This is a genomic window from Alkalibacillus sp. S2W (assembly GCF_046764385.1).
GTDB classification, from domain to species: domain Bacteria; phylum Bacillota; class Bacilli; order Bacillales; family Alkalibacillaceae; genus Alkalibacillus; species Alkalibacillus almallahensis.
The window spans coordinates 1,440,616-1,453,354 of sequence record NZ_CP177234.1; the positions used below are offsets into that span (position 1 = coordinate 1,440,616).

8 protein-coding genes, 1 tRNA gene and 1 pseudogene are annotated in these 12,739 nt (G+C 37.9%); 7 read left to right on the forward strand and 3 right to left on the reverse strand.

The genetic code is table 11. The features are described from left to right. Window positions 1–42: 42 nt before the first annotated feature. Window positions 43–139 (reverse strand) — tRNA-Sec (locus ACKXGF_RS07780). Window positions 140–369: 230 nt separating this feature from the next. Between ACKXGF_RS07780 and ACKXGF_RS07785 the strand changes: the two genes are divergently transcribed. Beyond that, window positions 370–1,455 (forward strand): ATP-binding protein, encoded by a 1,086-nt coding sequence (locus ACKXGF_RS07785; RefSeq protein WP_411953239.1) that lies wholly within the window; start codon window positions 370–372, stop codon window positions 1,453–1,455. A gap of 23 nt (window positions 1,456–1,478) precedes the next feature. Beyond that, window positions 1,479–3,353, forward strand: a complete 1,875-nt coding sequence (selB, locus tag ACKXGF_RS07790) for a selenocysteine-specific translation elongation factor (protein ID WP_411953240.1) — start codon at window positions 1,479–1,481, stop codon at window positions 3,351–3,353. A 59-nt stretch (window positions 3,354–3,412) separates the two neighbouring features. Here the strand turns inward: selB and selD are convergent, their stop codons facing one another. Continuing rightward, window positions 3,413–4,474: a selenide, water dikinase SelD gene (gene selD / locus ACKXGF_RS07795; protein ID WP_411953241.1), complete on the reverse strand. Its 1,062-nt coding sequence runs from the start codon at window positions 4,472–4,474 to the stop codon at window positions 3,413–3,415. Between the two features lie 176 nt (window positions 4,475–4,650). Here selD and ACKXGF_RS07800 point away from each other — a divergent pair. The 3 genes and pseudogenes from ACKXGF_RS07800 to acnA form a co-directional block, all read left to right on the forward strand. Beyond that, window positions 4,651–4,833: pseudogene (locus ACKXGF_RS07800) on the forward strand (Rdx family protein); the annotation flags it as partial. Window positions 4,834–4,907: 74 nt separating this feature from the next. Then, entirely contained in the window at window positions 4,908–6,305 is a 1,398-nt protein-coding gene (gene selA, locus ACKXGF_RS07805; RefSeq protein ID WP_411953242.1) for an L-seryl-tRNA(Sec) selenium transferase, read from the forward strand. Between the two features lie 147 nt (window positions 6,306–6,452). Next, window positions 6,453–9,161, forward strand: a complete 2,709-nt coding sequence (gene acnA, locus ACKXGF_RS07810) for an aconitate hydratase AcnA (RefSeq protein WP_411953243.1) — start codon at window positions 6,453–6,455, stop codon at window positions 9,159–9,161. A gap of 46 nt (window positions 9,162–9,207) precedes the next feature. Here the strand turns inward: acnA and ACKXGF_RS07815 are convergent, their stop codons facing one another. Further along, complete coding sequence (locus ACKXGF_RS07815) at window positions 9,208–11,319, reverse strand: catalase (protein WP_411953244.1); 2,112 nt, start codon at window positions 11,317–11,319, stop codon at window positions 9,208–9,210. A 144-nt stretch (window positions 11,320–11,463) separates the two neighbouring features. On the opposite strand from ACKXGF_RS07815, the gene ACKXGF_RS07820 reads away from it, so the two are divergent. Both ACKXGF_RS07820 and ACKXGF_RS07825 read left to right on the forward strand, forming a co-directional pair. Beyond that, window positions 11,464–12,141, forward strand: a complete 678-nt coding sequence (locus tag ACKXGF_RS07820) for a hypothetical protein (RefSeq protein ID WP_411953245.1) — start codon at window positions 11,464–11,466, stop codon at window positions 12,139–12,141. Then, window positions 12,138–12,722 (forward strand): TlpA family protein disulfide reductase, encoded by a 585-nt coding sequence (locus tag ACKXGF_RS07825; protein WP_411953246.1) that lies wholly within the window; start codon window positions 12,138–12,140, stop codon window positions 12,720–12,722. Before ACKXGF_RS07820 ends, ACKXGF_RS07825 begins: the two co-directional genes overlap by 4 nt. Window positions 12,723–12,739 lie beyond the last annotated feature (17 nt).

The following is a 12,739-nucleotide window of genomic DNA, read 5'->3' on the forward strand; positions in this document are numbered from 1 at the left end:
GAAGGGCTAACGCCTATTATGGCGGGGGATTCTACGTTAAATTGGCGGGACTGTGTGGGAATCGAACCCACCGGAGACGGCACGCGCCTCCCGAACGGTTTTGAAGACCGTGACAAGCACCAGCATTGTAACCAGCCCCATAATATCCAAATAAAATTATACAAGTTGAATAGATTGTGCGCAACTTAAATGTTTTCTTGAAAATATTGAATTAAATTCATTATTTAGTATAATTGTTCTTAATACAGAATTTTTTGTTAAGATTTAGACAATTGACAAAAATTTCGGTAAAATAATATTTGTTGTAATATTTTGATATCATCATTCATAGTTTGTAATAAATTCGCCTGATTGAGGAGGACATTTGTAATGTTGCACGAATCGTTAACCTTTTTGGATATGAATGCCATACAGAATGATGTTCCTAATAGTAGCTTAATAGAGGCTTCACATTATTGGCGTGATGAGCATTCCATGGCAGTAAAGATTATATTCGATGAATCTTTCGAATTAGCGTTTGTTAGTCAATCTGTCTACCATGTGTTTGGTTATGAACGAGATGAATTAACGAAACAATCGATTTTACAATATATTCACCCTGAGCACCGTGATTCGTTACGAGAATTAGTTAAAACGTTATCAACTGATGACAAAAAGAGCCATGAATTTCGTCTATTAAATTCAGATGGTGAGTATATTGATTGTCTTGCAAACTCTGGACAGATTATGGATCCTGATACAAACAAACTATTTTATGTATCCGTTATTCAAGATATTATGGAGCATAAACAAGCTCAGCAAATGCTGATTAGTTCAGAAAAGTTGTCAACGGCTGGCCAATTAGCAGCTAGTATTGCTCATGAAATTCGAAATCCAATCACATCTTTAAAAGGTTTCCTCCAACTTCTCGAAACAGGCATCGAAGGTAAGGAAGAGTATTTATCAATTATGAAAGATGAAATAGAAAAAATTGAGGCTATTTCAACAGAAATGTTGTACATTGCAAAACCTTCTCCGAATGAATTTGAACAAGCAAACATTATCTCTATACTTGAAGATATTTGTATGCTCATGCGTTCACAAGCTAGAATGAATGATATTGATCTCTTGTTAGAAACTGATATTGAAAATCACGATATCTATTGTGATCCGATGCAATTAAAACAAGTTTTCATTAACCTAATAAAAAATGCAATCGAAGCAATGCAAGAACCAGGGGTCATAACGATTCGCATTAATACAGACGAAATATTAACGATTGAAATAATAGATGAAGGGCCTGGTGTGCCTGATTCATTAAAGGAAAAGTTAGGGCAACCATTTTTTACGACAAAAGATAAAGGGACTGGACTAGGCTTAATGGTGACGTTAGATATATTACAGAATCATCATGCTGAATTAAATATTTTGGACCGCGAACCACAAGGAAGTATCTTTAAAATCGACTTTAAATAAATTTAGATGGTGACATAATAGACATGAAACAATACACAATAGGTATGGCCGGCCATATAGACCACGGAAAAACCAAATTAACTGAAGCATTAACAGGGATTAACACTGATCGATTACAAGAAGAGCAGGAGCGAAACATTTCAATTGAATTAGGTTATGCCCCGTTGTATGAAGATGATGGGATGACTTTATCTATTATTGATGTACCAGGACATGAACGTTTTATAAGGCAAATGATTGCAGGGGTCTCTGGTGTTGATATAACAATGTTAGTTGTAGCAGCCGATGATGGAGTGATGCCACAAACGGTTGAACATCTCGAGATTTTAGATTATTTAAAGATCCAGAATACGATGGTTGTGATCACGAAAGTAGACTTAGTAGACGATGAATGGCTACAACTCGTTTTAGAAGAATTAAATCGATACACTCATGATACGGTGTTTGAACAAGCGCCAACACATTTAGTCGATTCGCAATCAGAGACAGGAATTAGTGATTTAAGACATGCTTTGTTACAGCTACTTGAAGCTTCGCCATATCGCGATTCAATGGGTTACTTTCGTATGCCGATTGACCAAGCCTTTCAAATTCACGGGATTGGAACAGTAGTTCGTGGCACTGTGTTAGATGGAGTGGTGTATAACCGTGATCAATTGTTCGTTCAACCGGGTAATCGGTCTGTGAGCGTAAAAAGTATTGAACAATTTGGCCAATCAGTAGAATCAGCGTCACTCGGTAGTCGAGCTGCTTTATCGATCAAGGGGGTTGAAACCGACACGATCAAACGAGGAGACGTTTTAAGTAATCATCCTAGTCAAGCAGAAGCTTATCGTCTAGATGTTGAATTTAAAACTTCTAAATATTTAAAGCATCCTATTAAACAGCGAAGCCCGATTAAGTTACATATTGGAACAACTGAAGTCTACGGACGAATTATTCTATTTGATCGCAATGAGATTCATGAAGCTGATGAGACAGTTTACGCGCAACTTGAACTTGAGGACTCAGTGTATGCATTTAGGCATGATTTATTTGTATTAAGACGTGCTAGCCCAAAAGAAACAATTGGTGGGGGTAAAGTGGTACATGCACCTGCTAAGAAGCATAAATTTGGAAAACAAACAGTTGATACGGTTAGAAGGGCATCTGTACAGTCACCTAGTGAACAATTAATAGATTATTTGCATCAAGAAGAACCACTTTTAACTGAAGGCGAAATTGCTAACGTTTTAAACTTACAAGAAGCCCAAGTTACTTCGTTATTAGAACAATTAATGAAAACGCAAGCACTTATTCAAATAGATCAATCATTCGCATCAAAAGCGTGGTTAGAAAGTCAATATCATCACGTTTTCAATCAATTACAAAATTTCCACAATCAGCGCCCTATGGAAAATGGACTTGATAAATCGATTGTTATGCAAACCATCAAGGCACCTGATAAAGCCCAAAAGAAAATCCTGAATGAATGGGTGAACAATAATCGTATTATTCAAGAACAACACTTAGTTAAACTCCCTGAATTTGAACCTTATATACCTAGTGAAATCAAAGAAGCTGTGAATAGAGGATTAAACTACTTATATGAAGATGGATTAACAGTAAAAGAGTGGGGGACGTATTTTCCTGAGTTGGAAGCAGCAACGCTTGAGTCTTTAAAGAATTATTGTTTATCTAAGCAACTCGTTATTCAACTAACTGAAGAACTAGTTGTTTATTATGATTGTTTTTATCGTGCCGTCCAATCACTTTATCAAGCTTTTCCGAACCAGTTTTCGTTAAAGGATGCTAAGGAGCAATTACAAGTTTCTAGAAAATATTTAATTCCTTTCTTAGAAACTTGTGACCAATTAGAGAAGACAAGGCGTGAGGAACAACATCGATACTGGACATAAAAAACTGGACGAGAATTTCCCTGTCCAGTTTTATTTAGTTTCATAATCAAACATTCGCGCTAACGTGACACCATGATATGTGGTGTTTGATGATCTACCACTTCGCCAATTGCTACGGCTAGATGGTCAGGTGATTCATTCATCTCTTGAATAAAATGCTCTGCGTCTTGAGGATTTAATGAAATAAGTAACCCACCAGATGTTACAGCATCCGTTAATAACAAATGGTCATCTCGGTTTAAATCAGAATTGAATGTAACATCGTCTTCAAGCCATGATAAATTGGCTTTAGACCCACCAGGTACAGCACCTTGTTTAAGATAATCATCAACACCTTCAATTACAGGAACTGAATCATAATTGATTGAAAGTAGAACATGGCTGTTTTCAGCAATTTCATAAGCATGCCCTAGTAAACCAAACCCTGTAACATCGGTCACAGCACTAGGCTGATAATTTTCTAAAATTGACTTCGCTCGCTTGTTTAACTGACGCATCCAATTAATAGTTGTTGTTTGAAGGGCTTCATCAGCTAAACCTTTTTTAATGGCAGTCGTTGCAATGCCTGTTCCAATCGGTTTGGTTAGAATCAATTGATCACCTGGCTTAGCATTTCCGTTTGTCCATATTTGATTGGGGTGAGCGAATCCAGTGACTGATAAACCGAATTTAGGTTCATCATCATCAATGGAATGACCACCAATGATAGCGCCACCTGTTTCAGCCATCTTATCCTCAGCCCCTTGTAAAATTGAAGCTAATATCTCCGATCCATACTTTTCAACAGAGAAACCGACGATATTTAAAGCTGTTTTAACATCGGCTCCCATCGCGTAGATATCGCTTACTGCATTGGCAACGGCAATTTGACCAAATTGATAAGGATCATCCACGATAGGTGTAAAATAATCAACTGATTGTACCATAGCAAGTTGATCATCAATATAGTAAACACCAGCATCATCAGCACTATTCTGACTATATAAAACGTTTTGATTATTTGTTTTTGATTCTACTTGACCCAACACTTGAGTCAGCTCGCTCGGTGCGAGTTTGCATCCTCAACCAGCTTTTGTTGATAATGATGTTAACCGAATAATTTCATCTCGATTACGACTCATAGGATCACCTCCTGATACAAGCTTATTACATGTTTCGATAAAAGGCTATCATTCCGATCTTGATTGTTGCAAAAAGTCTGTATTTTTACTAATCTAATAGTCAAACATAAGAGGAGGGACTTGTTATGGATTATCGAGTGTCAATTGAGTTTTGTATGCAGTGAAACTATGCACCTAAAGCTGCGAGTTTCGCAGATCAATTATTTACAGAGTTTCGTCATGAGATTGAAGAAATGAAATTAATTCCGTCTTCAGGTGGTGCCTTTGAAATAACAGTAAATGATCAGAAAATCTATTCAAAACTAGATACAGGTGAGTTTCCAGACATTAATGCTATAATTAATGATATAAGATCATGATAAACCTCCATTAGCAAATGCTAATGGAGGTTTAGATTGTTATCTGAGTATATAAAATAAATGAGGCGATTAGTATGACATTGCTAAGATCAATTCCGGCGATTGACCAATTACTAAATGATGAAAGAAGTCAAAAGGTGATTGATCAGGAAGGTGTACCATTGGTTACTTTGAAGTCCGTCTTTCAAGAAGTGACTGATGATATCCGTTCTACTATATTAAATAATCAGGCACCCTCATCTTGGAAAGAGGCTAATTTATATGAGGTTACTTTATTCTATGCATTTGAGACATTAGAGATTAAACAACGGAAATCATTGCAATCTGTGATTAATGCTACGGGGACCATCATCCACACAAACTTAGGACGATCTCGATTAGCCGATACTGCTGCTGATCGTGTCACAGAAATAGCCAAAAACTATTCTACTTTAGAGTATGATTTGACCACAGGGAGAAGAGGATCTCGCCACGATTTAGTGGAAGAACGTATTAAGGCATTAACAGGTGCTGAAGCGGCAATTGTCGTTAACAATAACGCAGCTGCTGTGTTTTTGGTATTAAGTGCTTTAGCTCAAGATGAAGAAGTTATTGTATCACGTGGAGAGCTAGTCGAAATTGGTGGTAGTTTCAGAGTTTCTGAGATTATGGAAGAGACCGGGGCTATTCTTCATGAAGTGGGAACGACGAACAAAACACACTTAAGTGATTATCAAAAGGCGATCTCTGAAACCACAAATATGATTATGAAAGTTCATCAGAGTAATTTTTATATGGAAGGTTTTACAGCAAGTGTTAATCGCCAAGAACTTCAACCATTAACGACAAAGCATGATGTAGTGTTATACGAGGATTTAGGAAGTGGTCTGTTATATAATTTGAGTGAACATGAAATCAGTGATGAACCAACTGTCCAACAAGTTATTGCTTCTGGAGTCGACCTTGTGTCATTTAGCGTTGATAAACTATTAGGAGGTCCCCAAGCAGGTATCATTGCTGGTAAGAAAGACTATATAGACCAGTTAAGATCTCATTCACTAAACCGTGTTTTACGAGTTGATAAAATGACCTATGCCGCTCTTGACGAAACACTTCGACTGTTCGAAGCAGGTTCTTATGAAGAGATCCCGACTTTAGAAGCTGTTTTAAAAAATGATGAGCAAATCAAACGATCAGTACAATCTTTAATTAAGAAGTTATCAACCTTAGAAAATATTAATGTGTCAGTTGAGCAGACAACGGCACAAGTGGGTGGTGGAACATTACCTGAAGTTACGTTGCCATCATACAGCCTTGTCATGACTTTTAACGAGGCAAAAACTGCACGTGTAACAGAATTATTGCGACTCAATCAACCTGCGATTATTGCTAGAGTCGAAAACGAAAAAGTTTATCTTGATTTTCGCACGGTTGATTCAAGCGAACATGATTCCATCATTTTGGCGATTTCTAAGATTGATCAACTAATCTAGCAATGAAACGATAAAATTTGTTTTTATCGTTTTACTTCTATACCGTTTTAATATAAAATGAATACGTGCAGAAATAATGTGTTTTCTGTAGAACACGCTTATAAACTGATGAAATGAGACATTACATACGTTAAGGGGGTAAGTAACATGGTAGAAAGTCATGCTGCCAAAGCGAAAAAGCAGTTTGAACTGAATGGTAAAACGTATAACTATTACCATCTCAAAACACTTGAAGAACAAGGGTACGGAAAAATTTCCAAATTACCTTATTCAATTCGTGTGCTTTTAGAATCAATTCTTCGTCAACAAGACGGACATGTTATTCAAAATGAACACGTAGAAAAATTAGCACAGTGGGCAGAAGGAGCAAAAGTGGACGTTCCTTTCAAACCTTCTCGTGTTATTCTACAGGACTTTACAGGTGTTCCAGCTGTCGTTGACTTAGCGTCATTACGTAAAGCAATGGTAGATATGGGTGGAAGTCCAGACCAAATTAATCCAGAAGTACCAGTGGATCTTGTTATCGACCACTCCGTACAAGTTGATCGTTACGGCACTCCAGATGCCCTACGTGTCAATATGGAAATGGAGTTCGATCGTAACAAAGAACGTTACGAATTTCTACACTGGGCACAAAAAGCATTTAATAACTATCGTGCTGTTCCACCGGCAACAGGAATTGTACACCAGGTTAACCTCGAGTACATTGCAAATGTTGTCCATGAACAAGAACAAGATGATGGTTCTTATGATGCATTCCCAGATACATTATTCGGTACAGACTCTCATACAACGATGATTAACGGCTTAGGTGTCCTAGGCTGGGGTGTTGGTGGTATTGAAGCCGAAGCAGGTATGCTTGGTCAACCATCATATGTTCCAACACCTGATGTTATTGGAGTTAAATTAGTAGGAAGCTTCCCAGAAGCAACAACAGCTACGGACTTGGCCTTAAAAGTTACACAAGTGTTACGTGAGAAAAATGTTGTTGGTAAATTTGTAGAGTTCTTCGGTCCTGGCCTAACAGAAATGCCACTTGCTGACCGTGCAACGATTTCCAACATGGCGCCAGAATATGGTGCAACATGTGGTTTCTTCCCTGTTGATGAAGAAACACTTGATTATATGCGCCTAACTGGTCGTACAGAAGAGCATGTACAAATGGTTAAAGAATATCTTCAAAATAATGATTTATTCTATACACCTGATCAAGAAGACCCTGAATTCTCTGAACTTGTAGAGATTGATCTATCAGAACTAGAACCAAACTTATCAGGTCCTAAACGTCCTCAAGACTTAATTCCACTTTCTCAAATGAAAGATTCATTTAATGAAGCCTTAACAGCACCAGCTGGTAATCATGGCTTCGGTCTTGATGCGAAAGACAAAGATAAAGAAGCTGTCGTTAAATTTAATAATGGTAGCGAAACAACTATGAAGACAGGTGCTTTAGCAATTGCTGCGATCACATCTTGTACAAACACCTCTAACCCACATGTTATGTTAGGTGCGGGTCTTCTTGCTAAGAACGCAGTGGAAAAAGGACTAGAGGTGCCAGATTACGTTAAGACATCATTAGCACCAGGTTCCAAGGTTGTTACAAACTATCTAGAAAACTCTGGATTAATGGAATATCTTGATCACCTAGGGTTCAACCTAGTAGGTTATGGTTGTACAACTTGTATTGGTAACTCGGGTCCATTACTTCCTGAAATCGAAGAAGCAATTGCGAATGAAGATTTAACGGTTTCATCCGTTCTATCTGGTAACCGTAACTTCGAAGGTCGTATTCACCCACTAGTACGCGCAAACTACTTAGCGTCACCGCCATTAGTTGTGGCTTATGCATTAGCTGGTACTGTTGATATTGATATCTTAAATGAGCCAATTGGCCAAGACCATAATGGCGAAGATGTTTATTTCAAAGACCTTTGGCCATCATCAGATGAGATCAAGGCACAGATTGCTGAAGTTGTTACACCAGAAATCTTCCGTAAAGAATACGAAGAAGTGTTCAACTCAAATGAAGAATGGAACAAAATCCAAACAACAGATGAACCATTATATGAGTTCGATGAAAACTCAACTTATATTCAAAACCCACCATTCTTCGAAGAAATGTCGAAAGATCCAAAAGAAGTCAAACCGCTTGAAGATCTTCGCGTGATTGGTAAATTTGGTGACTCGGTTACGACGGACCACATTTCGCCAGCTGGTGCCATTCCTAAAGATATGCCAGCAGGTCGCTATTTAATCGAAAATGGCGTTTCACCGCGTAACTTCAACTCTTACGGTTCACGTCGTGGTAACCATGAAGTCATGATGCGTGGTACATTTGCTAACATTCGAATTCGTAATGAAATTGGTGGCGGCAAAGAAGGTGGCTTCACAACGTATTGGCCAACAGGTGATGTTATGCCAATTTATGATGCTGCGATGAAGTATAAAGAAGATGGCACAGGCCTATGTGTGATTGCTGGCCATGATTACGGAATGGGTAGTTCTCGTGACTGGGCAGCTAAAGGTACAGACTTACTTGGTATCGAAACAGTAATTGCTCAAAGCTTTGAGCGTATTCACCGTTCAAACTTAGTTATGATGGGTGTATTACCGTTACAGTTCCAAGAAGGAGATAGCATCGAATCCCTAGGCTTAACTGGCGAGGAACACTTTGATGTTCATGTGACAGAAGACGTTAAACCACATGATCTCGTCAAAGTAACAGCGACAAGCCTTAATGGAGATAAGAAAGAATTTGAAGTAACAGCTCGTTTCGACAGTGATGTAGAAGTTGATTACTACCGTCATGGTGGAATTCTACAAATGGTTCTACGTCAAAAATTAGAAACAGTATAAAATTAAGAATAAATCCCTGCCGACTTTAAAAGTTGGCAGGGATTTTTTATGCTTGTTTCTCATCCATGTATTCGCGTTCCCAATGGCGATGTTGGGTTAAGGCTTGGATAAACAGTTCGTTGAAGCGAGTGATATCGTCCGACCATGTTGAGAGTATGCCGTAATCATTAAATACTTCAGTTGATGATTTTGGTGAAATATTTTGGATTGATGAAGGTAGTGCTTGGGTCAATAAATCAACTGCTTCTTGACTTCCCCCAATTGTTTTAGCATGGGTGAACATTTCTTTTACAAAACTTTTAGCCTCATGATGTTTAAGTAGTTCTTGGATGTGCTGGGCGCCCCCAGGGATAAATAAACCATCATATAAGACTGGATACGTTGTTGAGTAATTTTGATTCACTTGAATAGGTTCTTGATTCATGCTGTTAACCTGACCTAAATTACGGCTTACTATTTCGACGTGAATCCCTTGTTGTTCCATCGTCGACATAAATGATTTAACGTCTTCAAAATGAAAACCTTCTGCTAGTAAAATCGCTATTTTACGCGTTTTCGGCGTGAATACCGTTTGAGCTTGACTTAACGCGTTTGATTTTTGTTGATTCATTTCTTGATTAATTGGCTGTGGTGCTTTAACACCAACAGCATCAGCAATTTTTTTGGCTAACTCATGACTCACATGGTTAAACATTTCAACGACATGCTGCTTTATCGCAGGGTCCTTAACACTTCCGACTTCAAAATGAAAAGCTTTGAACAAGTGACGTTTTTCATGCTCAGATAGACTATTGTAAAAAAGCGTTGCTTGGCAAAAATGATCTTTAAAACTGGCACTACGTTTCCGAACTTTTTTTCCTTCAACCTTTTCTTCATAATGTTCGAAACCTTGGTGCTCTTTAGACACAGGTTGCGGATTATTATGAGCAATGCCATTCGGGCTATAAGCGACTTTCCCTTGATTGATTGTCATACGATGAAATCCGTCTCGTTGATTATTGTGAACAGGTGTTATCGGTCGATTGATTGGAATTTCATGAAAGTTAGGACCACCTAAACGTAGTAATTGTGTATCTAAATATGAAAACAAGCGACCTTGTAATAATGGATCATTCGTAAAATCAATTCCTGGTACAATATTTCCGATGTGAAATGCAGCCTGCTCAGTTTCAGCAAAGAAATTATCTTGGTTGCGATTCAGGGTCATTTTTCCAACTTTTTGGACCGGCACTTGCTCTTCAGGCCAAATTTTGGTTGGGTCTAATATATCAAAATCGAATTGATGTTCTTGTCCTTCTTCAATAACTTGAATACCTAGTTCAAATTCTGGGTATTCACCGTTGTTAATGGCATCCCAGAGGTCTTGGCGGTGAAAATCCGGATTCTTACCAGCAATTTTTTGTGCTTCATCCCAAGTCAAAGAGTGCACACCAAGCAACGGCTTCCAATGAAACTTCACGAAATGCGCTTGGCCCTGTTCATTAACCAATCGAAATGTGTGAACGCCGAAACCTTCCATCATGCGAAAACTTCGAGGGATCCCGCGATCTGACAGCAACCACATAATCATATGTGCCGATTCTTGATTATGAACGACCCAATCCCAAAACGTATCATGGGCTGCTGAAGCTTGTGGGATTTCATTATCAGGTTCTGGTTTGATGGCATGAACCACATCTGGAAATTTAATAGCATCTTGAATGAAAAAGATCGGCATATTGTTGCCCACCAAGTCAAAGTTGCCATCTTCAGTGTAAAACTTAGTAGCGAATCCTCGTACATCGCGTACAGTATCAGCGGAACCACGTGAACCAACAACTGTTGAAAACCTCACAAACACAGCTGTTTCCACATTTGGATCTTGTAAAAACGAAGCACTTGTTAAAGTGGATAATGATTCGTAAGGCTTAAAAACGCCATGTACGCCAAATCCTCTTGCATGTACGACACGTTCAGGTATCCGTTCATGATCAAAGTGAGTCATTTTCTCGCGATAATGAAAGTCTTCCATTAAAGTTGGCCCACGTTCCCCTGCAGTAAGGGATTCTGACGTATTGGGTAATTTTGTTCCTTGATCAGTTGATAGAGACTGGCCTTCATTTGAATTTTTAAAAGCTTTTAATTGTTCTTGTTTTGTATCACGTTGTTTACGGTCCATAAATATAACCTCCTCAGTCAATCATTAGTTTGTTAAATAAATCCAAGTTTATTCGTATGATTCTTAATTGTCATGGAATCGTAAATCATCTCTAGACGAGATTGTATGACTGTTTGATAGGATAGGTAATAGGAGTGAAAGATTATGAATGACATCATACAAATTGGACCACTCAATTTATATATACCTTTATTATTTTATATTGGTGGGATCATTTTATCTGGCATAATAGGTGATCTTGTTTTCAATCGAAAAAGTACACAATCAATTGACAAGAAGCCAGGAGATGTCATCTTCGAATATTGGTTTGTTCTCATCGTTATTTGGAAATTAAGCTATCTCTTTAAACACCCCGCTGATTTGATTGAGAATCCAATCACCATCATATACTTTGATGGAGGTATTCTTGGAATATTATTCGGTATTATAGCTTTATTATTATATAGTATTAGGCAAAAGCGTTATTTCCGTATATCTTATCAATGGCAAATTGCATGGTGGTTGCTAGGTATAATTATAATGTTAAGCATAGAACAAATGATTTCACTAATTTACGGGTTCAGCTTTATAGTAGTTTTTGAAGTCATGATTTATTTGGGGGCAATTGTTATATATTTTTTCAATTCAAACCCATTAACTTGGTTCCAATTATTAGGGGCAAGTCGTTGGGGTGCGATTAATTGGGTGTTATTTCGAGTATTGGACAAATCTTCGGATATATTGATTTTTGAGGTCATGATGTTTCTTGCCATTGCTGTTTTAACTTATATCGTTGAGTGGATTATAGATGGACGTCATAAGAGAGGAGCGTTGCGTAAGTGAAATTAACTAAACGCATCATTGGATTAACTCTTATTGGGATTTTAGTTGGGGTTGTGGTTTATAATACCTGGTTTTCTAATTCTGATGAAAATAGTGAGACATCAGGTGAAGGAATTTTTGTACAACCAGAAGGTGTTGATATAGAGACTGACGAAATTGAGGTAGGAGAGAAGGCACCTAATTTCAAACTCGAGACATTAGATGGAGAAGAGGTTGAATTAGCTGACTTTCGTGGTCAAAAGGTGTTTTTAAACTTTTGGGCGACATGGTGTCCACCTTGTAGAGCTGAAATGCCCCATATGCAAGAAATTTCAAATGAATATGGAGAAGATGTTGTGATTTTAGGGGTTAATGCAACATCACAAGAGACGAATACAGATCAGGTATCATCCTTTGTGAATGGGCTTAATTTATCATTTCCGATTTTAATGGACAAGACTGGAAAAGTGAACGTACGCTATCAAGTCCTAAGTTTACCGACAACGTATTTCATCAATACTGAAGGTGAAGTCCAAATACCTCGACATGTTGGACCACTTTCGTATGAAGATATGGAACAAAAAATAAAAGAACTAGATTAAGTATATTCTTCTAGCAT

Coding starts and splice junctions, on each gene's coding strand:
- ACKXGF_RS07785 (WP_411953239.1), top strand. CDS start 370: ATGTTGCACGAATCGTTAACCTTTTTGGATATGAATGCCATACAGAAT.
- selB (WP_411953240.1), top strand. CDS start 1,479: ATGAAACAATACACAATAGGTATGGCCGGCCATATAGACCACGGAAAA.
- selA (WP_411953242.1), top strand. CDS start 4,908: ATGACATTGCTAAGATCAATTCCGGCGATTGACCAATTACTAAATGAT.
- acnA (WP_411953243.1), top strand. CDS start 6,453: ATGGTAGAAAGTCATGCTGCCAAAGCGAAAAAGCAGTTTGAACTGAAT.
- ACKXGF_RS07815 (WP_411953244.1), bottom strand. CDS start 11,319: ATGGACCGTAAACAACGTGATACAAAACAAGAACAATTAAAAGCTTTT.
- ACKXGF_RS07820 (WP_411953245.1), top strand. CDS start 11,464: ATGAATGACATCATACAAATTGGACCACTCAATTTATATATACCTTTA.